General features: G+C 55.2%; 19 protein-coding genes. 3 read left to right on the top strand and 16 right to left on the bottom strand.

Annotation, left to right across the window (positions count from 1 at the left end):
* Positions 1-98: 98 nt before the first annotated feature.
* On the bottom strand, positions 99-1,802 hold the full coding sequence (locus NSS64_RS31030) for a glutamine--tRNA ligase/YqeY domain fusion protein (protein ID WP_341142632.1): 1,704 nt from the start codon (positions 1,800-1,802) through the stop codon (positions 99-101).
* 180 nt (positions 1,803-1,982) lie between these two features.
* On the opposite strand from NSS64_RS31030, the gene NSS64_RS31025 reads away from it, so the two are divergent.
* Together NSS64_RS31025 and NSS64_RS31020 are read left to right on the top strand one after the other, a co-directional pair.
* Positions 1,983-2,228: a DUF2164 domain-containing protein gene (locus tag NSS64_RS31025; RefSeq protein WP_341142631.1), complete on the top strand. Its 246-nt coding sequence runs from the start codon at positions 1,983-1,985 to the stop codon at positions 2,226-2,228.
* A 42-nt stretch (positions 2,229-2,270) separates the two neighbouring features.
* On the top strand, positions 2,271-2,819 hold the full coding sequence (locus NSS64_RS31020; protein ID WP_340946486.1) for a GNAT family N-acetyltransferase: 549 nt from the start codon (positions 2,271-2,273) through the stop codon (positions 2,817-2,819).
* A 362-nt stretch (positions 2,820-3,181) separates the two neighbouring features.
* On the opposite strand, the gene NSS64_RS31015 is transcribed toward NSS64_RS31020, so the two are convergent.
* From NSS64_RS31015 to NSS64_RS31000, 4 genes are all read right to left on the bottom strand, one after another.
* Entirely contained in the window at positions 3,182-3,844 is a 663-nt protein-coding gene (locus tag NSS64_RS31015) for an MOSC domain-containing protein (RefSeq protein WP_341142630.1), read from the bottom strand.
* Positions 3,834-4,358 carry a GNAT family N-acetyltransferase gene (locus NSS64_RS31010; protein ID WP_340946484.1) on the bottom strand — a complete coding sequence of 175 codons (525 nt, stop codon included), beginning with the start codon at positions 4,356-4,358 and terminating at the stop codon, positions 3,834-3,836. The genes NSS64_RS31015 and NSS64_RS31010 overlap by 11 nt, the downstream gene beginning before the upstream one ends.
* Positions 4,359-4,418: 60 nt before the next feature.
* The gene (locus NSS64_RS31005) at positions 4,419-5,630 is read right to left on the bottom strand and encodes an MFS transporter (protein ID WP_341142629.1); all 1,212 of its coding nucleotides are present in this window, start codon (positions 5,628-5,630) and stop codon (positions 4,419-4,421) included.
* A 474-nt stretch (positions 5,631-6,104) separates the two neighbouring features.
* Positions 6,105-6,932 (bottom strand): formate/nitrite transporter family protein, encoded by an 828-nt coding sequence (locus tag NSS64_RS31000; protein WP_341142628.1) that lies wholly within the window; start codon positions 6,930-6,932, stop codon positions 6,105-6,107.
* A gap of 421 nt (positions 6,933-7,353) precedes the next feature.
* Between NSS64_RS31000 and NSS64_RS30995 the strand changes: the two genes are divergently transcribed.
* Positions 7,354-8,517: a YncE family protein gene (locus tag NSS64_RS30995; protein ID WP_341142627.1), complete on the top strand. Its 1,164-nt coding sequence runs from the start codon at positions 7,354-7,356 to the stop codon at positions 8,515-8,517.
* Positions 8,518-8,648: 131 nt separating this feature from the next.
* Here NSS64_RS30995 and NSS64_RS30990 read toward each other — a convergent pair whose 3' ends face one another.
* The 11 genes from NSS64_RS30990 to NSS64_RS30940 form a co-directional block, all read right to left on the bottom strand.
* Entirely contained in the window at positions 8,649-10,013 is a 1,365-nt protein-coding gene (locus tag NSS64_RS30990; RefSeq protein WP_341142626.1) for an FAD-dependent oxidoreductase, read from the bottom strand.
* A 367-nt stretch (positions 10,014-10,380) separates the two neighbouring features.
* Positions 10,381-10,743, bottom strand: coding sequence for a hypothetical protein (locus NSS64_RS30985; RefSeq protein WP_341142625.1), 363 nt, complete (start codon positions 10,741-10,743; stop codon positions 10,381-10,383).
* 113 nt (positions 10,744-10,856) lie between these two features.
* A complete protein-coding gene (locus tag NSS64_RS30980) occupies positions 10,857-12,491 on the bottom strand; it encodes a formate--tetrahydrofolate ligase (protein ID WP_341142624.1) in 1,635 nt (544 codons plus the stop codon).
* 243 nt (positions 12,492-12,734) lie between these two features.
* Positions 12,735-13,211 (bottom strand): glutathione peroxidase, encoded by a 477-nt coding sequence (locus tag NSS64_RS30975; RefSeq protein WP_340946473.1) that lies wholly within the window; start codon positions 13,209-13,211, stop codon positions 12,735-12,737.
* 118 nt (positions 13,212-13,329) lie between these two features.
* Positions 13,330-14,352 (bottom strand): LLM class flavin-dependent oxidoreductase, encoded by a 1,023-nt coding sequence (locus NSS64_RS30970; RefSeq protein WP_341142623.1) that lies wholly within the window; start codon positions 14,350-14,352, stop codon positions 13,330-13,332.
* Between the two features lie 334 nt (positions 14,353-14,686).
* Positions 14,687-15,025 carry a DUF3243 domain-containing protein gene (locus tag NSS64_RS30965; RefSeq protein ID WP_341142622.1) on the bottom strand — a complete coding sequence of 113 codons (339 nt, stop codon included), beginning with the start codon at positions 15,023-15,025 and terminating at the stop codon, positions 14,687-14,689.
* Between the two features lie 865 nt (positions 15,026-15,890).
* Entirely contained in the window at positions 15,891-16,703 is an 813-nt protein-coding gene (locus NSS64_RS30960; RefSeq protein ID WP_340946468.1) for a M15 family metallopeptidase, read from the bottom strand.
* Positions 16,704-16,949: 246 nt separating this feature from the next.
* A complete protein-coding gene (locus NSS64_RS30955) occupies positions 16,950-18,818 on the bottom strand; it encodes a DEAD/DEAH box helicase (RefSeq protein ID WP_341142923.1) in 1,869 nt (622 codons plus the stop codon).
* Between the two features lie 427 nt (positions 18,819-19,245).
* Positions 19,246-20,916 (bottom strand): ABC1 kinase family protein, encoded by a 1,671-nt coding sequence (locus NSS64_RS30950; protein ID WP_076080907.1) that lies wholly within the window; start codon positions 20,914-20,916, stop codon positions 19,246-19,248.
* Positions 20,917-21,264, bottom strand: coding sequence for a phasin family protein (locus tag NSS64_RS30945; protein ID WP_036728281.1), 348 nt, complete (start codon positions 21,262-21,264; stop codon positions 20,917-20,919).
* A gap of 116 nt (positions 21,265-21,380) precedes the next feature.
* Positions 21,381-22,013 (bottom strand): ThuA domain-containing protein, encoded by a 633-nt coding sequence (locus NSS64_RS30940; protein WP_339251967.1) that lies wholly within the window; start codon positions 22,011-22,013, stop codon positions 21,381-21,383.
* Between the last annotated feature and the right edge of the window lie 45 nt (positions 22,014-22,058).

Genomic DNA, 22,058 nt, shown 5'->3' with positions numbered 1-22,058 from the left:
ATTTATAGCGTAAAACCTATAAATCTTATATTTGGATATAGCAAACAGGCTTGGCCTCCCGGCGGGAGACCAAGCCTGTTTGCTTATATGCAGCTCTTCTAGCCTTTCTTGGGCTGGAAGGAGCTTTTGAGGGATACAATCAGATTGAACACCAGATGCTCCGGCGACGAATACTTGCTGTCTACGTTGAAGTACCCGTGACGGAAGAACTGGAACTTGTCCTGCGCCACACTGTCCTTCAGCCCAGGCTCCACGAAGCCCTGCAGGATCTCGATGGACTTCGGATTCAGCTGATCCAGGAAGGTTGGCTCCGGCTTGTCAGCGGAAGCTTCCAGACCTTCTACTTCAGCATCCGTCTCCGCCTCTTCGGCAGAGATCAGCGGCTCATAGAGGCGGAATTCCGCCGGTACAGCCTGTCCTGCATCTACCCAGTGCAGCGTTCCCTTAACCTTGCGGCCGGTGAAGCCGCTGCCGCTCTTTGTCTCAGGATCGTAGGTACAGTGCAGCTCCACCACTTCGCCGTTCTCGTCCTTGATGAAGTCGTTGCACTTGATGAAATAAGCATTCTTGAGACGCACTTCATTGCCGGGGAACAAGCGGAAATACTTATTCGGCGGAATCTCCATGAAGTCATCGCGTTCAATATAGATCTCACGGGAGAACGGAATCTGGCGGTTGCCCATCTCCGGGTTCTCCACATTGTTCTCAATTTCGAAGTATTCGGTTTCGCCTTCAGGATAATTCGTAATAACCACCTTCAGCGGCCGCAGCACAGACATCGTCCGGGGAACCGTCAGCTTGAGATCTTCACGGATGAAGTGCTCCAGCATCTGCAGGTCCACGAGCCCCTGGCTCTTGGAGATACCAGTCTCATGCACGAAGCTGCGGATGGCCTCCGGCGTATAGCCGCGGCGGCGCAGCCCGGAGATGGTCGGCATGCGGGGATCATCCCAGCCGTCCACATGGCCTTCATCGACCAGCAGCTTCAGCTTGCGCTTGCTCGTAACGGTCTGGGCCAGATTAAGGCGTCCGAATTCATATTGGTGAGGTGCAGCCTCCATGTCACATTCCGCGACAACCCAGTCATAGAACGGGCGCTGGTCCTCGAACTCCAGGGAACAGAGGGAATGGGTGACATGCTCAATGGCATCCTCCAGCGGATGTGCGAAGGTATACATCGGGTAAATGCACCATGCGTCGCCCGTATTATGGTGATGGGAGTGGGAGATCCGGTAAATGACCGGGTCACGCAGATTGATGTTAGGAGAGGACATGTCAATTTTGGCGCGCAGAACCTTCTCGCCGTCCTTGAATTCTCCCGCCTTCATGCGGTGGAACAGATCCAGGTTCTCTTCTACCCCGCGCTCGCGGTAAGGGCTGTTCTGCCCCGGCTCCGTCAGGGTTCCCCGGAATTCACGGATCTGCTCGGCGCTGAGATCATCGACATAGGCCTTGCCCTTCTTGATCAGCAGCTCGGCCCGCGCATACATCTCCCCGAAATAATCCGAGGCGAACCGCAGCTCCTCCCATTCATACCCGAGCCATTTCACATCCTCCTGGATGGAATTGACGTACTCGGTATCTTCCTTGAGCGGATTCGTATCATCGAATCTCAGATGGGTCTTGCCGCCGAACTCATCCGCCAGCGTGAAGTTAATCCAGATCGCCTTGGCATGTCCGATATGTAAATAACCGTTCGGCTCCGGCGGAAAGCGGGTGACGACTTCCTTAACCTTACCCGAGCGGAGATCTTCGGTAATGACGTTCTTAATGAAATTGGAGGGTGTACCCTGTTTCTCCACATTGATCAACCTTTCATTCTGTAATATAACTACTTCCTTGTATGAACATGTTTCCTACTAATATACCCGTTAAGCCGGGAATGTTCAATAAAAGTTGAGCAGCCCCCGCATCCTTTGACTTCTCTCCCGGCGATGGAGTAGCATGATAAATATAGGAATATTAAGACAAGGGGGATGCTTATGCAACCGGTAAAACTGCCTAAAGAGCAGCGCGATATGATTACGGACAATATCCGTACCTACTTCGAGGCGGAGCGCGGGGAAACGATCGGCCACCTGGCCGCAGACAATCTGCTGGAGTTCTTCCTGAAGGAGCTGGGACCGGCGATCTATAACGGGGCGCTTAGCGACTGCCGCACACTTACCCTCCAGCGCATGCAGGCTCTGGAGGAAGACATCTACGCCTTGGAGTGGAGGAAGCGTTAGTTCAGCGTGGGTTATATCTCATAACGTATAGGGGGCAGCCGCATGTTTAATTATGTCATAGATGAAGAGCTGAAGCTGAAGCTGCTCATGCCGGAGCATGCCCGTCAGATGTTCGCTCTGGTGGAACGCTCCCGCCACCGGCTCAGGCAGTGGCTGCCTTGGGTGGACGGCGTAACCGAACAGGCCCATCTCACCACGTTCATTAAGAACTCCGTGAAGCAAGGCATTGATAACGGCGGGTTCACCGCCGGGCTGTGGGTCCGGGAGGAATTGGCCGGTATTATCGGCTATCACGAGATTGACTGGCATAACCGCTCGGTCGGCATCGGCTACTGGCTGGGCGAAGGCTATGAGGGACAAGGCTATATGACCAGCGCCTGCCGGGTCTTTGTCGATTATGCCCTGCTGGAGCTGGAGCTCAACCGCATCGAGATCCGCTGTGCCACAGGCAACATGGCCAGCAGAGCGATCCCCGAACGGCTGGGATTTATCTTCGAAGGGGTCATCCGCCAGGCGGAGAAGCTGCCTGCCGGTTATGTGAACCACGCGGTGTACGGCCTGCTGCGCAGCGAATGGAAGCTGCTGGGCTGAAACTAACTATTTTATATAAATTGAACTAATGGTTTTTATGTTTTAGGATTATCCGTGACTCCAGAGAAGTTTTGGACTTCCGGCCGCTGTTGTCTGCAGATTTCTTGATTATCCCGTTTTTAACGGTTGAAATCCGCATACAAAGGCGGACGCTACCGCTCCTCCAGTTCCAAAATTCCCCTCCGCCACTTTTCCTTTAACTTTAATATTTTAGTTCAATCTATATAGTTGGACTTGTTCCACTTGTTTGCGGTTATTTGCTTGAAGTCGGCGGATTAAGATATGATTTTCCATTTATTTACTTCGCAGGGCAGAGCGGGTGGCCCAACTCTCCTAGCTGCTCTGCCTACTCCGCTCCCGTCCTAGCCCTCCGCCGCATCCAGCCATCTCTGGAACCGTTCCCGGAGGCCGGCCGCAAGGCTCTCCAGTCCGGCCAGCTCCGCAAGGCCCGTATGATCCTTGCGCCCATGCTCCATCGAGTACAGAACCTGCCTCACCGGGATACGGCCTGCTCCGCCCGCAAGCTTGGTAATCCGGTCCCCGGCCGCAAGGCTGCCTTCGCGCAGCACGCGGAGGTAGAAGCCGCTGTAACCGGTAGACAGCACCTGGGCCGGCATATCCGCAGGTCCATGCTTCTGCGTGAGCTTGAAGCACGGGAAGCGCGGCTGGCTCACTTCCAGCAGTGCTGTACCGATCTCAAACACATCCCCGATGCACACCTCGGTCTCCAGCAGTCCGCGCGCCGTGATATTCTCGCCGAAGGCGGAAACCTCCAGCTTCCGGCCAAGCCACTCCTCCCAGTGGGCATAATGCTCCACCGGATAGACGCAGACTGCCTTGTCAGGGCCTCCATGATTGACCAGATCCGCTTGCCCGTCTCCGGTGAACCCACTCATCCGAAGCGCAAGCGGCCCGGCTACCGGCAGCTTGTAGATTCCGGTGTCCAGCGGCTTACCGCGGTACTCCACCGTCTTCGGCTTGCCTACATTAAGCGAGACGACTTGCATCTTCACTTCACTCTCCATCCCCTTCTCCTCCCGTCAGCCTGCAGCTCATGAATACTTCATCCACATAACGTCCGCTTAAGTAGAATTCCTCCCGCAGCCGTCCCTCTTCCTCGAATCCGCATTTGCGGTAAAACTGAAGCGCCGGTGTATTGCAGGAGAGCACACGCAGCCGCAGCTTGCGGATTCCATGCCTCGCAGCATGGCGCTTGATCTCCGCGATCAATCGGCTGCCTACACCCAGCCGCTGAAAGCGCGGGTGCACAGCGATATTCACCTCGCATACATGGCGGTTGCTCTCCATCCCGCTGGGACAGCCGAAGCCGACATAACCGCATAGCTCCCCGTCCTGCAAGGCCACAAGCTGGGAGCCGGGCGGCGCATGCAGCAGATAGTCCTCCCGCGAGCGCCACATCAGCGGACCCGGGGTTGTATTCTCCGTCCAGATCATATTATCGAGCACGATCAGCTCACGGGCATCCTTGATTTCGGAGGGCCGGATAAGCAGTGCAGCATCTCTGTTAATTGGTTGCATTATTATACACCCCTTGCCTTACTAAGCAGTTAGTAAAAGGATTAGTTGCAGCATGAACGATTATGCAGTCCTGCGCTCAAGCTGTACAGCAGAACGGTTCATATAGGCGTGGAGCGCGAAGAATCCTACGGACAGCACAGCCATTCCGCAAGCGAGCCAGCCGGTTGGCGCAAGACCGCCCCTGTCGAACTGAACACCCATCAGATAAGGCCCGATGACACGGCCGATTGCGCCAATTCCGCCGCTCAGTCCGAGATAGAACGGCGCGCTGCGCTGGGCATGCTCCGAGATGAAGGAAGGCATCGCCGGAGAGATCAGCATCTCCCCAAGGGTAGCCAGCACCATACCCAGCAGCATCCCCGGATAGCTTGGCATAAACAGAATTACAGCATACCCGCCCAGGTAAAAGACGGCGCTTGCTGTCATCTGCGCGGTTGACGTCTGCGCGAACCCGCGCTTGATCAGGCTGACCAGCGGCTGCGCCGCGAAGATCAGCACGCCGTTCAGCGTCCAGAGGAAGCCGTATAGCTGCTTCGACCAGCCTTCCGAGATAATGAACGGCGAGACTCCGCTGTTCCAGATCGAATTGCCGATCAGCAGGAACATCGAGCCCACCGCCATGAACAGATAGATCCGTATATGGCCGAGGAGTCTCCAGCCCGACACTTCATGCTGCGGTTGCTTTTTCGATACTGTGCTATGAGCCGGTGCCGTCCCTACCTTGCGCAGATAGACGAAGAAGAATCCGGCAAATACGGCCGAGGTCACCCCGTTGAGCACAAAGCTCAGCATATAATTGCCCAGGAAGCCGCTCAGCGCGGTTCCCAGGGCTACCCCTATATTATTGGCAACATAGATGATATTGAACAGCTCTGCGCGCTGCTCCGCGAACCGGAAACCGATAAACGCCTGGATCGCCGGGAGGGAGAGGGAGTTGAACAATCCCATCAGACCCATGACGATTATGAATACGCTCCAGCTTCCGCTCGCCCACGGGAGGGCAAACAGCGTCAAGGCATTCATCGCTAATGCGCCGACAATCAGGCGGTTCACTCCTACCTTATGATACAACGAACCGCCCAGCAGCTGACCGGCAATCCCGCCGAGTGACTGCACCAGCAGCACAATTCCCGCGTCCTTCATACTGCGTCCCAGTTCATCGAATACATACATTGTAACCAGCGGCCACATCAGCGCACTGCCGGTAGCATTAATAAGACTGGCAATCAAAAATACTTTAATTTCCTTCGGATAGGCCTGCATGAATCTCATATCTTGTCTGTCATCCCCTGTAACATAGCTGTCATTAATCCATCCAGTATCATCCCAAAACAGGGGGCGGGGCAAGCATACGCGTTAATGCTGTATCGCGGGAAACCAGGGAATTATCCTATTGAAAATCAATCCTGTCTTCACCGCCGCCAGCGATATTAATATTCTATAACCCGCTCTTTCACACGTAAAGAAAAATACCTCGCCCGCACTGATTCGTTCCCCGGAAGCCGGGGTAATGATCCATATGAAACACTCCCTATTTTATTCACCGTGAGATCCGATTTCGTTCCCCCGAATCGGATTGCACGGTGAATTTTGTTTTGTCCCGAGGATGATCCTGCTGTACCCGATACAAAAACACTCCCTGTCTCTACGAATCCCTTGGTGCAGGGTGCCGAGAAGCAGGAAGTGCTTAGGCCAAGCTATGTTACAGACCAGCGATGTGATTCACACCGGGTCAAAATCTGTAGATTAAGCGTGTTTCTTCAAGCCCGCAGCAGGTACGCCTGCGGCTGGGCTCACAGCACCCGGCTCCTTGCGCAGATAAGCCATCCAGTATGCCGCAGCCACGAAGATCGCGCCGCCCGTCAGATTGCCCAGCCAGACCGGAACGAAGTTGGCCACATACTGGCCCCAGGTGAAATGTCCTTCGAAGATCGCAGCAGGGATAAGGAACATGTTAGCTACAACGTGCTGGAAGCCGATGGCTACAAACGCCATGGTCGGGAACCAGATACCGAGGATTTTGCCGCTGAAATTGTCCGCCCCGTACGACAGCCATACCGCCAGCGCTACGAGCCAGTTACAGCCGATCCCGGAGATAAAAGCCTGCAGGAACGTAGCATCGATCTTATGCTCCGCCATACTTACCAGCTTCTCCAGATACACGCCATCTGATGTAAGACCAACGATGTGACCGAAGAAATAAGCGACGAATAAGGCACCCGCCAGGTTGCTGAGTGTGATCAGCACGAGGTTCTTAATGACTTCCCAGAACGAAATCTTCTTCGCAATAAAAGCCAGCGGCACCGCCATCATATTCCCTGTCAGCAGTTCCCCTCCGGCAAGCAGCACCAAGATCAGTCCGACCGGGAATACGGCTGCTCCGATAAAGTTGGCAATGGACCCCCACTCGGCAGGCGCACCTGCAATGACACGAATATCCAGCAAAAATCCGAGCGCGATAAACGCTCCTCCCAAGAAACCAAGAATGAGTACAGTGCTGAGCGGATTATGTGCCTTCTTGATTCCGTTCTCTACCGTCACTTCAGCGATTCCCTGCGGTTTGTTATAAGCCATGATTCCTATCCCCTTCGAATTACTTAAAATTTGTTCCTTTATGCCATTGTAACGTGATCCCAATCACATTTACGTGATAAAAGTCACTATCATAAAAACCACGTGAAAGTTTTCACTGACATGTCAAATTTACCATAAAAGCTGGTGCTGCGGTACAAAGAGAAAACGGATGCCTCCCCTAAAGAGGCAGTTCTTTCCTACGGGCTTTCCTCGTGGGATTCTATTATTCTTCGTTATTTCCGCCCTTTTTGACAATCTGGCAGGACATTATGCTAGTCGGGCTGGAGAATTCATACATACCCTACAGCAGACTTCCAAATGCGGCATCCGTATTCCATCTGGTGCGCCTGCCCATCTGGCCAGCCGGTCCTCCGGGTCCGGGAAGTCCATCCGGTTCAACACCAGGAAAGGGGATTAATCCATGAATTCAAACAAGACAGAAGCAAGCAACAGGAAATTACCCTCACGCGATCCTTATGTCTACGTGACTTATGAAATTGACTATCAACATGGCTATGTCGCTGTTATTGATCCTGCAGAAGATCGGATCATCAAGCGGATTCAGGTAGGTGCGAACCCTGGCGCTATGGCTATGGACCCCGACGAGAAGAAGCTATTCGTAGCGAATACCCGCATCGGTTCGCTCTCCATTATTGATACGAGATCCCATAGCATTCTCAATACGGTTCCCGTGGGCAATATGAGCTCCAATCCTGCCCGTCCCGTTGCAGTCTTGGTTGCTTCGAATGGCAAGAAAGCCTATGTGGCGAATTATGGAGATAAGAACGTTACGATTATTGATTCTCCTACGAATAAGGTTTTGAAAAATGTGGATGTCGGTCCAGGCCGGCCTTTCGCCTTGGCGAGCAATGAGAATAGCTCCTATATGTATGTAGCCTGTAAGGTTGCCGATGGAAGAGATTATGTCGCCGCCATATCCATTGAGGATGACAGCGTTCATCCATACGGGTCCCAATTTCAGCTCACCTTTGACACGGCACACAATCCACTGGTCGTCCACCCGGAGGGGTATTCGCTAATCGCTCTTGGAAAGACCGGTATGCTCTGTTTTTATGACGGTGATGTACAAGGCGAGCCTACGACCTCAAGTTTGCTGGACAACACAGTATCCGGCGTCTACCTGGACAACAAATTATTGTTTTGCACCACGGAAAACGATAGAGGCTATCTGAAACTATTTAATGACCTGTACGCTAATTGGATGGGAACCATATATGGCAATAGTCTCCCGGATATTCCCAGTTACAAAGGCCAGGATAAAATTCGCTTTTCGCGTACGCAAGTATATATTGGTGTCACCATTCAACCAACTTCTTTACCGACGGGAGGTCTGCAAATCTTCAACACTACACGCGCCCAGACCCGGTTCGTTCCGCTTACTTCTGTCGGCGATCTGGCATTCTTCTCCGACACTAAGGCTTATGTGGGAGAATCAAGAGCGATTCGCCCGATTGATCTGACAACCGCAAACGCAACGGCCCTGCCTGCTATTGAGATTGGACCCACAGACAGCAATCCTATCGCCGTCAAGAATATAATCTCCGGGTATCGCAATCAATCGTAATCGACACGTATCGTTAAAGTTGAGCTGCCTCAACAAGTCGAAGTTGACTTGAGAGGCAGCTCTCCTTGTCTATTGCCGCTTCAAAAAAAGAGCCCTGAATGGGCTCCGGCAGAACATTTTATATTTTACAATTATGCGTGTACTGGCTCTTTGACTGCAGCAAGTTTCGGCAGAGCCTGGAGGCCTGCGGTGTTCAGGAAGTTCCAAGGCTTGTTGTAATGCGGCTGGAAGAAGAAGTCGATGAAGGCCAGCTGGTCCACGGTCATCTTATTCTGGATGCAGACCGATACGGTATTGATCGACTGCGTCAGATCCATCTTGGACATAATCTGCGCGCCCAGAATGCGGCGGGTGGCACGGTCAAAGACCACTTTTACCTGAACCTGCTCGAAGGTCGGCATGAACTCCGGACGGTAGTTGTCGATCAGCATGACACTTTCCGCATCCATCCCTTCAGCCTTGGCAGCCTCTTCAGTCAGTCCGGTTCCGGCAATATTGTCCTCGTAGATCTTGATGCCCGATGTTCCTTGCGTACCCATGTAAGGGATCGTGTTCGAGACCAGATTGCGGGCAACCAGCGTTCCCATACGCACTGCGTTGGTGGCCAGCGGGATATACGCATGTTTACCCGTCGGATTGTAATGAATCGCACAGCTGTCACCGGCAGCATAGACATCCGGCAGGCTGGTCTGCATATAATCGTTAACCATAATCGCGCCGTTCGGCAGCATATCCACTTGACCCTTCAGCAGCTCGGTATTCGGACGGAAGCCGATGCAGAGAATCACCAGATCCGTCTCATGCTCACCCTTGCTCGTAATCACCTTGGTCACTCTGCCGTTCTCACCAGCGAAGGAGGCGACCTTCTCGCCCAGCGCCAGCTTAATGCCGTGATCCTCAAGCGACTGCTGGATCGGTGCGGTGAACTCTTCATCGAGATATTTGCTCAGGATGCGGTCTTCCCCATCAATCAGCGTAACTTCCTTGCCATTCATCTGAAAAGCCTCCACCAGCTCGACCCCGATATATCCGGCACCGACCACAGTAATTCTGTTCACCTTCTGCGCTTCTTCGATAATGGTGTTGGAGTGATTGTAGTTCTTCGAGAGCAGGATGCCCTCCATCTCTATTCCTTCAAGCTTAGGCACAATCGGCCATGAGCCTGTTGTCATAATCAATTTGTCATAAGTATCTTCCATTTCCTCGCCGGTCACGAGGTTGCGGGCTTTCAAGGTTTTGCGGGCGGTATCAATGTTGATTACCTCATGGCGCATCTTCGTCTGCACACCCAGCGCAGCCAGCTGTTCCGGGGAGGAATAGAATAGTCCCTGCGGGTCCTTGACCACACCGCCAACGTATAAGGCAATGCCGCAAGACAGGAATGAGATATTATCGTTGCGCTCGTACACCGTAATCTGGGCATCCGGGTATAACTGTGCGGTATTTACAATGGCGGCCGTTCCGGCGTGGGTACATCCAATAACTGCTACTTTCATGATTTCTTCCTCCTCCAAGTTGAAAAGCTTATTTAGTAGGGCTTGTGAGCTCGTGACTTTGTTTATAAAACTATTTGTTTGTGATTGTTTTCACTTTATACACTGATTATATTGTGATATTTATCACATTGCAAGAGTTATTGTGATTTTTCTCACATTGTTCACAATTTCAAATTTTAATCACTTTGGAGTTCCACCACATCATCCACTCCACTTGTGCCGCCGATTCCATCTTCAACCTTGGCTTAGTTTCCCCCGGAGGAGGGGCATTATGTCTGTCAGGAGCAGGAAACAGCAAGAGGAAATTTAGCCTACGCGACGTACCCGGTCCAATTGTGATCGGTTTTTCGATTACATTTGGCTTACGCTACCCGCCCAGTCCAATTGTGATCGGTTTTTCGATTACATTTGGCCTACGCGGCGCTCCCGGTCCCATTGTGATCGGTTTTTCGATTACATTTGGCCTACGCGGCGCTCCCGGTCCCATTGTGATCGGTTTTTCGATTACATTCGGCTTATACGGCGCTCCCGGTCCCATTGTGATCGGTTTTTCGATTACATTTGGCCTACGCGGCGCTCCCAGTCCAATTGTGATCGGTTTTTCGATTACATTTGGCTTATGCGGCGCGCCCAGTCCCATTGTGATCGGTTTTTCGATTACATTTGGCCTACGCGGCGCGCCCGGTCCCATTGTGATCGTTCTGTTTTTAGGCGCGCTGCTCATTTTCATGCTGGGGTTGTGCCTTGAAAGACATGTTTGTTTTGGCATACAAAAAAGCCTCACCCTCCGCAGCATATCTGCGGTAAAGTGAGGCCAAACTACAACCATTAGCTGATGCTGTCTTATTCCAGACCCGAAATTACGCCATCCTCATCGACCAGCAGGCCTTCTGCTGCGGGCTTGGCGGGGAGACCCGGCATCGTGACCATGTTACCGGTGATCACTACAGCGAATCCTGCCCCAAGGGACAGGGTGATGTCCCGGACGCCCATAGTGAAGCCTTCCGGTGCGCCGAGCAGCCGGGGCTGATCCGAGAAGGAATACGGGGTTTTGGCCATGCAGACCTGAAGATGGTGCAGACCCAGCCGGTCAATGACAGCAAGACTGCGCTTGGCTGCCGGAGAGAAGGCTACTCCCGCACCACGGTAGATCTCCGTGACGATGCGGTTGATTTTGGACGGGATATCCAGTTGGTCTTCATACAGCGGAGCATAATTCACAGGCTCTTCCCGGTCCAACAGCTTCATCAGCTCCTTCGCCAGCACCTGTCCGCCCGCGCTTCCCTCCGCCCATACCTTGGATACTGCAGCAGGTACACCCAGCCGCCCGCAGGCTTCCAGCACCTCATTTACTTCAGCAGGAGCATCCCCTTCAAAATGATTCAGCGCCACCAGCACAGGCACACCGAACTTGCGCAGGTTCTCAATATGCCGCACCATATTGGACAATCCGGAGAGCAGCGCCGGACGGTTGCCCTCATACAGCTCCTCCTTGCGGACGCCGCCGTTGTATTTCAGCGACTTCACCGTCACCACCAGGACAGCAGCCGCAGGAGCCAGCCCGGCCTGGCGGCATTTGATGTCCATGAACTTCTCCGCGCCCAGATCTGCGCCGAAGCCTGCCTCCGTCACCACCACATCGCCTAGCTTCAGCGCGTAGCGGGTTCCTATCACACTGCTGCAGCCGTGGGCAATATTGGCGAACGGGCCGCCATGCACAATGACCGGGGTTCCTTCCAGCGTCTGCACCAGATTCGGCTTCACCGCCTCCTTCAGCAGCGCAGTCATCGCCTCCACGGCTCCAATCGCCTGTGCCGTTACAGGCTGGCCCGCATGGTCATACCCGACCAGAATGCGGCTGAGGCGCTGCTTCAGATCCGCAAGATCGCTGCACAGGCAGAGCACAGCCATAATCTCGGAGGCTGTTGTAATCTGGAAGCCGCTCTCCCGCACAGTTCCGTTGCCGTCGCCAATGCCGGTCACGATATTCCGCAGGCTGCGGTCATTCATATCCATAACCCTTTTCCAGACGATCCGCTGCGGATCAAGCCCCAGACTGTTGCCCTGGAACATATGATTGTCGATCATCGCCGAGAGCAGGTTATGCGCTGCGCTCACCGCATGGATATCCCCTGTGAAATGCAGGTTAATCTCATCTGCCGGAACGATCTGCGCCTTGCCGCCTCCGGTCGCTCCGCCCTTCATTCCCAGACAGGGACCGAGCGAAGGTTCACGCAGCGCTGCTACCGTACGTACACCCGCTGCATTCATCGCTTGGGCGAGCCCGATGGTCGTCAGCGTCTTGCCCTCACCTGCCGGTGTAGGATTCATCGCGGTCACCAGAACCAGCTTGCCGTCCGGTTTGTGCTTCAGCTCTGTCCAGAGCGAGGGCGACAGCTTGCTTTTGTATTTGCCGTACAGTTCCAGATGCTCCTCCTTGATCCCCGCTGCCGATGCTACCTCTGTAATTAACCTCATGCCGTTATGTAACCCTCCTGCCGTTATTATCCTGCATCCTTGCTTCCTGTATGCGATTCATGTAGTCAGGCGAAGCATTTCTCTTCAAAGAATACAGGGTCTCTGAAAAGATTCAAGGATAATTTTCATACAGGGTGAAACTTAATTGTATAGAAAACTCCCGGACCGGGCGCATCTGCACCACTATCCGGGAGAACACGTATAGCCTGGCTCCAGCCTTCAGAGCGGGTGATTTCAGCCTCATTACAGCAGGGATTCGATAAGTCCCTTCATGCTCTCCGGTGATTCCTTAGGCTCGACACGGGCCACTACATTGCCGCTGCGGTCCACCAGGAACTTCGTGAAGTTCCACTGGATATCACTGCTCTCGCCGTCACCCGGCTGCTGGCCCTTCAAATATTGAAACAGCAGGCTCGCCTCCGGACCATTCACATCGACCTTGGCGAACACCGGGAACGTAACCCCATAGTTAATCTGGCAAAAGGACTCCGCTTCCTCGCTTGTGCCCGGCTCCTGACCGGCGAACTGGTTGCATGGAAAGCCCAGCACCACCAGCCCCTGGTCCCCGTACTGCTCGTACAGCTTCTGCAAATCTCCGTATTGCGGGGTCAGTCCGCACTTGCTGGCCGTATTGGCGATCAGCAGTACCTTGCCCTCATAGTCCTTGAACGGCACTTCTGTACCCGAAGGCGTCACTCCTGCAAAACTATAAATCGACATCTCTGCTTCGCTTCCTTTCGGCTGTATGGCCCAGTTTTGAAGTACGCTTTAAGCTTTAGTTAAGTAACCTCTTCATTCTACCCTATTCGCAGCCAAAACCAAATTCCGGCGGCAAAGGCTACGCCCTGCGCTGCAGCCCGCAGGCTTCGGCGATGAGCCTGATGGATTGCAGCTTGTCCTTGAACTCATGGATATGCGAAGAAATCATCAGCTCCCCGCAGCGGTATTCGTCCGCCAGCAGCTGAAGCTGCTCCCTGACTTCAGCAGGCGAGCCTATGACCATCCGCTTCCGGTTATCCGTAATGGTGAAACGGTCGTAAGGGGTATATGTATAGTTCAGTGCAGTCTCTACGGACGGGGTCGGGGAAGAGAGGTGTTCCCGCTCCAGGCTAACCAGTGAGAGATCCATACTGGCAGCCAGCCGGTCTGCTTCGGCCGATGTCTCCGCACAGACGGCGAACACCGCAAGCAGCGGCTTCGGCGATGCAGCAGCCACGGATGGCGCGAAGCTGTCCTGGTACTCATGCACCGCCCCCGCTCCTCCGTTCCTGGCAATGAACCGGGCGAAGGCATATCCGGTTCCCAGCCGGGCCGAGAGCGCCGCACTCTCCCGGCTTGAGCCCAGCAGCCAGACTTCCGGCGCTGAGTCCACCGCAGGCGTTGCCCGTAATCCGGCATAACGCTGCGGGGCTGCTCCACCCTCAAATTCATAGAGATAGGCTATCAGCTCCTGAATCTGCTGCTCGTACCGGTCAACGTCGTCAATAGTCACACGGGTATCCTGTAGTGCTTTGGCGGCCAGGGCACCGCCGCCTGCCGCTCTCCCTATCCCGAGATCGATCCGCCCGGGATAGAGCGCCTCCAGGACGCGAAAATTCTCAGCGACCTTGAACGCACTGTAATGCGGGAGCAGCACCGCTCCCGAGCCGATGCGGATCGCTGAGGTTACCGCAGCGAGATGCGCCATCAGCACTTCCGGGCTGGAGCTGGCGAGGCCCGGCGCAGCATGATGCTCCGCAACCCAGAAGCGGTGATAACCGAGCCGCTCTGCTTCGCGGGCCAGCAGCGCCGTCTGCCGGAGCGCTTCGGCCGGAGTGCTTCCCTCCGGCACCGGGGATTGATCGAGAATGCTTAATTTCATATGAGAACAACTCCAATGGGTTGGATTGTAGAGGCTTCAGAGTACCGTACATCCTATACTAACTATACCCGTACCGATGTAATTCACAACCGGAAGATTGTAATGCCGCCCTAGCAAACGCACGGCCGAAGATACGGTTCAGCCACAGACTGATGTGTCAAAGGTTACTTGCACAGAAAACAGGCGGCTCCGCAAGGATCACGGAACCGCCTGGATTTATTTTCATAGGAATGAATGCAACAACGCTGTTCATGTTACTTTTTCAGGGAGCCATGTTGCTCGTTGCTGTTGGTGATACTGGTAGTGCTCCTGTTGCTTACCGGCGCTGCCTCTGTTACTGTTGCACCATCTTCACCAGCATATGCGCCAGCCGGTGGCGCTCCTCCTTGTTCCCGGCCTTCCACAATTCCAGCAGCAGCTTCTCTTCACTATTGCGGGGTTCCTCATACGCTGCCAGATAACCGGCGATTTTCTCGGCGGCCAGTGCCAGCTGTTCGTCGCTGAGACCGATTTTTTGCGCCAGTTGAATGCGCTTTCCTAAATACGCCTTGAAATGCTCGAAGTTGTCCAGAATCATCTCCCTCTGCCCGGGATCGATCCGGTCCAGCGCCTCCGTTACCCGGTTCATGGTCACACTGCCGTCCTTACTCACCACATGATTATGTTCAGACATCCAGAACGCCTCCCATTTCATAGTGTGCGGTTTCCCACTACTTAACCAGCGTTCCCGGGGGTGAACCACCGTTCCCGAACGAGTCTCCGCCCGCTTCAGCAGCATGTAAGTGGATAAACGTATCTTATTTTCCCGGTTTCAGACGATTATGCGGAAGCAAGTGGAAAAAGAGCAGCTAGTTGGTGGCGTTTGGGTACTTTTGCTGAATATTGATTAATTAAGTGCTCATTATCCAACTGCTGCCGGTGGATGATTCAATTGCGCCGCAGCAGTTGGATGGAATCCACTTATTTCCTGTGACGCGCATCATCAGGGCATATATTACCCAACATTAGCACACCTTGTAGCATTAGAGTGTACATTACCCGGCATTAGCGCACCTTGTAGCATTAGAGTGTATATTACCCGGCATTAGCGCACCTAGTAGCATCAGAGTGTATACATTACTCATCCTAGCATGCTTCTCTGTAGCTTCAGATTTGCAACCGCTTACTATAGCGCCCATTTAGAGTCTCAACACACTTCATTGTGGAGATCCAGCGCTTAATTGCATTCTGTACAACTAAATCGCCGGATGTGCCTCTAAATCTATGTTTAGGTGTATTTCGTGCAATTAAACTACCTCTATACCTGAATTTTCGCCCATCCGGGCAAGTTTAGTTGTACAGACTACAGTTAGGAGGGAAAAGCCTTCCGTTTCAGCGTTTTTAGTTGCACGGAATACACTTATCCCTGTTTTTTCGCTACGAACGCAGCTTCAAATCTTGCCGCATTTATGGAAGGGCAGATACTGGTGACGAGCTACTCCCGCCCAGACACACAAACGGCCCCGCAAATCGCGGGACCGCCTGATTATAGTGTAGGGTTAATTCGACACCGGGACGGCGTCATAATATTCTTCGAGTGTAATCCCTCTTTCGGCGATGGAAGCGGCAATCTCCTTGCCTACATACCGGACATGCCAAGGCTCGTACTTGTACCCGGTAATGGCCTCCTTGCCCTCAAGGAACCGGATGATATAGCCGTATTCAGCGGCATGGGCGGCAAGCCACTCTGCTTCCTTCGTCCCTGCAAAACAGCTCTCGGCCGCACACTTGCCGTCTCTACCGGACAGGTCAATGGCCAGTCCCGTCTGATGCTCACTGTGACCGGGCATCGCGCTGTAGGTCTGGGCTTTCTCCTCGCCGTCTCTGGCGACATAGTTATCGTACAGCCTTCTCTGGGTCGATTCGGAACGGTAGCCTGATACACCGGCCAGATAGACCCCGTCCGCCTTCGCCCCCGCGAACATCTCCTCCAGCGCCGCAGCCGCTTCACGCCGCAGCATGCGCTTCTCAATCTTCTCCGAGAAGATAAAAGGTACGTCCGGGTAGACCAGATCGGCAGGCTTATACTGATCAGGCAGGCTGTACTGCTTATTAACCATGACCGTGATGCTCTCCGGCTCGGCTACCACCATCTGCGCATCATTGTTCCCGGAGCTTCCAGGAGCCGGCCGATCCGTAGGCACTGCCGAAGCTTCTGGCGCTGCATCCGGCCCCTCAGCTCCCAGATCTGCACCTGTGTTTATATTGGTTCCGTTCTCCGGGGAAGCGGAAGGGGACGTATACTTCCCGATTCCCCAGCCGACCGCAATGACGGCGATGAGTAGAATGACAATTTTGGCGGTTTTGGACATGCTGTGTAATCCTCCTAAACGTTGTGTACCCTCGCACTTCTGAATCCGGCAGAATCCGCAGGATCAAAAGCGCAGGTTACTTTCTATATCTCTCTATTTATATTTGTACCCGAATGTTACGGCAGTATCTATATAGACAGGCCTAATATCCAAAAGGTTTCAGTAAATAAATATTACCATAGAGTCATTGGCGGTGACGCCAACGGCCCTATGGTAACAAGGATTAGCTATGCATGTAAAGCACCTTTATCTGGAGGAGCCGCGTCCGCCGCGTGAACCGCCGCCGGAGCCTCCGCTGCGCCCGCCGCGCGTTGAATTCCCGCCGCTGCTGCGTCCGCCCGAGCTGAAGCCGCCTTTGCCGCCCTTAGAGCCGCCTTTGGGAGCGGAGGCGTTATAGCCGCCCGCATCGTTGCTGCGCGCTACATGCGCCCGGAATTTCGGGCTCGACTTCGCGCCGCCGGGATTATACCCGGCCCCGGAGCCGGCACCCTTCGAAGCGCCGTAGCTGAAGCCCCCGGCTTCTGCGCCCCGGGATACATTGGTGCTGTAGCCGCTGCTCGGCCCGCCCTGGGCGGCGTTGCCTCTGGCGGCACCGCCCCGCGCAGCGCCGCCCTTGCCGCCGCGCCCGGCGGCGGCACCCGCACCTGCACCCGCAGCATAGCCGCTGGCTGCTGCGCTGTCGCCGCCGCTGGCGAAGGCGCCGTAGCCGCCGCCAGGTCTCGGCTTCTTCGCCGCGCCTTGCCCGGCGGAGTCGCCCTTCGGCGCCGCAGCCGCGCTGTACGCGCTGCGCTTGCCGCCTCCGGCCGCGTCCTTCCGGCTGCGGCCGCCGCCTTCCGCAGGCGCGCCCCAGCCGCCTGCGTCTCTGCCGCCGCGTCCGCGCCCGCCCGGACGCCCTGCGGCTTCGCCGCGCGGCGCACCGCCGCTGCGGCCCTGCCCGCGGCCGCCACGGCCAGAGCGCGCCGCTTCAGGCGCCGCGCTCTGCCGCCCGCGCGGCGAGCCGCCGCCTTGCACCGAGGTGAATTCGCCTACGCCGAATTCATCCTTCTCGTACCGGCGGCGGTCCAGCCGCTGGGAGATGCCGTGCTCGATCAGTTCGAGCCCGGCGCGCTCACGCGGCGAAGCGAACGTGATCGCGAGGCCCTTGCCTCCGGCGCGGCCGGTGCGGCCGATCCGGTGAATATAGCTGTCCGCATCCAGCGGAAGATCATAGTTGAAGATATGGGTGACCCCTTCAACGTCCAGGCCGCGTGCCGCCACATCCGTAGCCACCAGCAATTGGAGCTTGGCTTCACGGAACCGCTTCATGACAGCTTCGCGCTTGCCCTGTGACAGATCGCCGTGCAGCTCGTCACAGTCATACCCGGCCGCCTGCAGCGCCTCGTTCAGCTTGATAGCCCGGCGCTTCGTCCGGCAGAAGATGATCGCCAGGTAAGGACGGTCGCGCTCGATCAGGGAGATCAGCGCCTCCTCCTTGTTGCGGTCCGAGCATTCCACCACCTGCTGGCGGATATTGTCCAGAGGGATCGGCGAGCCGCTCTTGATAATGACATCCAGCGGCTCCTTCATATAGTTCGCTGCCAGCCGTTTGATCGGGTCCGGCATCGTCGCGGAGAACAGCATCGTCTGGCGGCGGTAAGGCACAGCCGTAATGATCGTCTCCACATCCTCCAGGAAGCCCATATGCAGCATCTGGTCAGCTTCATCCAGCACCAGCATCTTCACGCCGCTAAGGTCCAGGGTCTCCCGGCGGAGGTGATCCAGCAGCCGTCCCGGCGTACCGATGATCAGATGTCTGCCGCCTTCCAGCTTGCGAAGCTGCTTCTCCACATCCTGACCGCCGTAGACCGCCAGAATCTTCACACCCGTATGACGGGCCAGCTTGCGTGCCTCTTCGGTAATCTGCAGCGCCAGCTCACGCGTCGGAGCCAGAATCAGCGCCTGCGGATAAGCGGCCTCAACCCGGATCTTGTCCATAATCGGCAGCAGAAAAGCCAGCGTCTTCCCCGTTCCCGTCTTCGCACGTGCGATCACATCCAGACCCTGCACCAGCGGCGGAATCGCCTCTTCCTGCACCGGCGTCGGCTTCACGATGCCCTGCCCCTTGAGCAGATCCATCAGCACTTCAGATACTCCTAAATCTTTAAAACCCGGCAATTGCTCCACCTCACTAATTTTCTGAATTTTCAGTTCATCATGTCAGTCCATAACTTATATTCATCCATGTAACGGAGTAATGTACGCAAGGTAAGCAGAGGGCATATCACCCTCAGGCCCTGTATAAGGACGGTACCGTTTCACATTCTTATCGTATCAAATAAAAGCGGAAGCACCCCGTCACCGGAGCCCTTCCGTCCCATGGGCCCGCAAGGCAGCAGTCGAACGTTCGGTTATACGGCGCAGCAGCGATCCACCGGACGTTCAGACGGCACTCCATTTGCGTTCCATTACACTTTAATTGTGGCAAGTTATCTTAATATTGTACTTGATTTTGCAACCTTTGTGTGTATTCGGCGAAGAATAATTATTTATCCGGCCCTCCCGGCTAGAATCTGCCCGATTTGAAGATGGAGAACAGCAGCCACAGAATCATCAGCAGCGCGATAACCGAGCCGATCTCCACAATCGGGAAGTCCCAGAGCAGCGACGGCTCGCCGCGCAGGGAGGAGGCAACAATCAGTCCGGCCATGATGATGCTGAAGGCCAGCAGCACGATACTGAAGGAGAGGCGGTTGCCGATCCGGCTGAACTTATGCTCCAGGTCCTGCAGCTCGGGGACCCCGATCTCCACCTTCAGCTTCCCCTTGCTGATCAGCGAGGAGAGCTGCCGGGCCTGAGCGGGAAGCTCGACCAGACTCTCGGCAAGATCAGCTACCCCGCCCAGCAGCTTGCGCTGCAGGCGGCTTCCGCTGAAGCGCTGCTTGATCAGCCGCCTGCCGAACGGCTCGGCCATCTGCATAATGCTGAAGGCCGGGTCCAGGCTGGCGACCATGCCCTCCAGGGTCAGCATCGTCTTGCCCAGCAGCGCCAGATCCGGCGGAATGACCAGCCGGTGCTTGCGGGCAATGCTGAACAGATCATTCAGCGCCTTGCCGATGCTGACCTGCTTGAACGGGATATCATAATACTGCTCGCGCAGCCGGTCCATATCCTCGTGCAGTGCCATCCGGTCGGCCTCCTCCGGGATCACTCCCAGGCGCAGAATGGCCCGTACCATCGAGTCCGTATTCTTGCGCATGAGTGCAATCACCAGCGCGGACAGACCGTCCTTCATCTCCTCGCTAAGCCGTCCGACCATCCCGAAATCGATCAGGGCCAGCTTCCCGTCCTCCAGCACCATGACATTCCCGGGATGCGGGTCGGCATGAAAGAAGCCATGAATAAAAATCTGGTTCAGCATCATCTCCACAAACTGCTGGGCGATGGTCTTAAGCTTCACGCCCGAGCCCAGCAGTTCGTCCTTGCGGTTCAGCGTAATTCCTTCCATGTATTCCATGGTCAGAATCCTGGTGGAGCTGAAGTCCCAATAGATTGCCGGTATATATACGTTATCTTGAGCAGACAGCTGCCCGGCTATGCGCTCGGCATTGCGCCCTTCCTGGGCATAATCCAGCTCCGCCAGCAGCGCCCGGGAGAATTCCTCAACCATCCGGGCTAATCCGTATTGCCTGGCCCAGTCCATCTTGCGCTCGGCGAGCAGGCTCAGATCCGATAGAATCTCAAGATCCCTGCTCATCGTCCGCATGACGCCTGGACGTTGTATTTTGACCGCTACACTCTGCCCGCCATGCAGCACAGCCCGGTGTACCTGACCGATGGAGGCGGCAGCGAGCGGATTATTCTCAAAGTATTGGAAGACCGCATCGATATTCTGGTCCAGCTCCTGCTCCAGAATATTGCGGGCTGTCTCGGCTGAGAACGGCGGCACATGGTCCTGCAGCTTGACCAGCTCCTGAATAATCGCATCAGGCAGCAGATCGGAGCGCGTGCTGGCAAGCTGGCCCAATTTGACGAAGGTTGGCCCCAGCTCCTCCAGCACCCTGCGGACCCGTTCACCGAGGGTCACACTTTCATGAACCTCCTGTGTGATGATCCTGCGGGGAAGTGACAGAAGATGGTAGAGGCCCAGTTCCTCCACCATATAGCCGAAGCCATGACGCATAAGCGCCATGGCGATTGCCCGGTAACGTCCGGCATGCCTTATGCGGACAGCCATTTATTCCGTACGCTGTTCCGGCACGGTGGTCTCCTGGGGTGACTTGCCTTCAAGCTCGGCAACACGGCCCTCAAGCTGGGCAATGCGCGACTCCAGCCTGGTGATATCCTCCTGCACAGGTACCTTAAGCTCCTTCAGCACCCGCTGAACCTGCTCCTGCACGGCAGACTTGAACACACCCCGTTCTTCATCTCCGCGCTCTACCAGCCGTTCGACCAGCGCCTTGGATTCCGACGGGGCCAGCTCGCCCCGCTTCACCAGCTCGTCTACGACCTTCTCAACCTTCTCCTTGCTGACAATGGTGAGGCCTACGCCTAATGAGATAGCTTTCTTCAACAGATCACTCATGGTACTTCCCTCCCAAAGATTGCAGTTATGGATAAAGTATACCCCTTCGCCCGCCATTTCACAAAACAACCCCACAAAAGTGGGGCTTAGCTTCGATATGGCCGATTATTTGCTGATTATCTGGGGATACGCGCCGCCCAGGTGGCTGCCCGCAGAATCAGCTGACGGACCGCCGGATGCCGGAACGACGGCTCATGATGGCCGGGCATCAGATAGACCACCCGTCCCAGGCCATAGCTGTGGCACCAGGCCGCAGGCAGCATCTCCCCGTCCGCTTCGTATTCGAGCAGAATCTGCTTCTCGGTGAACGGATCGAACTCGAACCGGTACGGCTCTTCATCGAGCTGGAAGTCTTCGATGCCTTCGGTAATATCATGCTCCTGCACCTTGAACTGAAGCGGAGTATAGGCCGGATGGCCGGTGAATCTGGCACCGATCAGCTGGGCCAGCTCATAACGCTTCGCCAGGGATACCCCGGTGTGCAGAACAATCAGACCGCCGCCTCCGCTGACATAGCTCAGCAGACCTGCCGTTTGCTGCGGAGATACGGTTTCATTCCACAATTCATTATATGCGATGCACAGATCATATCCGGACAAATGCTCGCTTAGCATCAGCTTCTTGTTCTCCGAGCATTGTACCGTCAGAAGCTCATGCAGAATTTCACTGACCTGCTTGTCCACACCTTGCAACGGGTGAAACCGGGGGTGTGTGTAATCGCCTAACAACAGGCATTTTCTCTTGTCCATAGGTCTCCTCCTCCATATCTCTCTGTATTTGTAGCAGTAACTGTT

It is taken from the genome of Paenibacillus sp. FSL H8-0122 (assembly GCF_038005345.1).
GTDB lineage: Bacteria > Bacillota > Bacilli > Paenibacillales > Paenibacillaceae > Paenibacillus_AQ.
This window is presented reverse-complemented; position numbering and strand designations above follow the sequence as displayed.

Coding starts and splice junctions, on each gene's coding strand:
- NSS64_RS31025 (WP_341142631.1), top strand. CDS start 1,983: ATGCAACCGGTAAAACTGCCTAAAGAGCAGCGCGATATGATTACGGAC.
- NSS64_RS31020 (WP_340946486.1), top strand. CDS start 2,271: ATGTTTAATTATGTCATAGATGAAGAGCTGAAGCTGAAGCTGCTCATG.
- NSS64_RS31015 (WP_341142630.1), bottom strand. CDS start 3,844: ATGGAGAGTGAAGTGAAGATGCAAGTCGTCTCGCTTAATGTAGGCAAG.
- NSS64_RS31010 (WP_340946484.1), bottom strand. CDS start 4,358: ATGCAACCAATTAACAGAGATGCTGCACTGCTTATCCGGCCCTCCGAA.
- NSS64_RS31005 (WP_341142629.1), bottom strand. CDS start 5,630: ATGAGATTCATGCAGGCCTATCCGAAGGAAATTAAAGTATTTTTGATT.
- NSS64_RS31000 (WP_341142628.1), bottom strand. CDS start 6,932: ATGGCTTATAACAAACCGCAGGGAATCGCTGAAGTGACGGTAGAGAAC.
- NSS64_RS30995 (WP_341142627.1), top strand. CDS start 7,354: ATGAATTCAAACAAGACAGAAGCAAGCAACAGGAAATTACCCTCACGC.
- NSS64_RS30990 (WP_341142626.1), bottom strand. CDS start 10,013: ATGAAAGTAGCAGTTATTGGATGTACCCACGCCGGAACGGCCGCCATT.
- NSS64_RS30985 (WP_341142625.1), bottom strand. CDS start 10,743: ATGAAAATGAGCAGCGCGCCTAAAAACAGAACGATCACAATGGGACCG.
- NSS64_RS30980 (WP_341142624.1), bottom strand. CDS start 12,491: ATGAGGTTAATTACAGAGGTAGCATCGGCAGCGGGGATCAAGGAGGAG.
- NSS64_RS30975 (WP_340946473.1), bottom strand. CDS start 13,211: ATGTCGATTTATAGTTTTGCAGGAGTGACGCCTTCGGGTACAGAAGTG.
- NSS64_RS30970 (WP_341142623.1), bottom strand. CDS start 14,352: ATGAAATTAAGCATTCTCGATCAATCCCCGGTGCCGGAGGGAAGCACT.
- NSS64_RS30965 (WP_341142622.1), bottom strand. CDS start 15,025: ATGTCTGAACATAATCATGTGGTGAGTAAGGACGGCAGTGTGACCATG.
- NSS64_RS30960 (WP_340946468.1), bottom strand. CDS start 16,703: ATGTCCAAAACCGCCAAAATTGTCATTCTACTCATCGCCGTCATTGCG.
- NSS64_RS30955 (WP_341142923.1), bottom strand. CDS start 18,818: ATGGATCTGCTCAAGGGGCAGGGCATCGTGAAGCCGACGCCGGTGCAG.
- NSS64_RS30950 (WP_076080907.1), bottom strand. CDS start 20,916: ATGGCTGTCCGCATAAGGCATGCCGGACGTTACCGGGCAATCGCCATG.
- NSS64_RS30945 (WP_036728281.1), bottom strand. CDS start 21,264: ATGAGTGATCTGTTGAAGAAAGCTATCTCATTAGGCGTAGGCCTCACC.
- NSS64_RS30940 (WP_339251967.1), bottom strand. CDS start 22,013: ATGGACAAGAGAAAATGCCTGTTGTTAGGCGATTACACACACCCCCGG.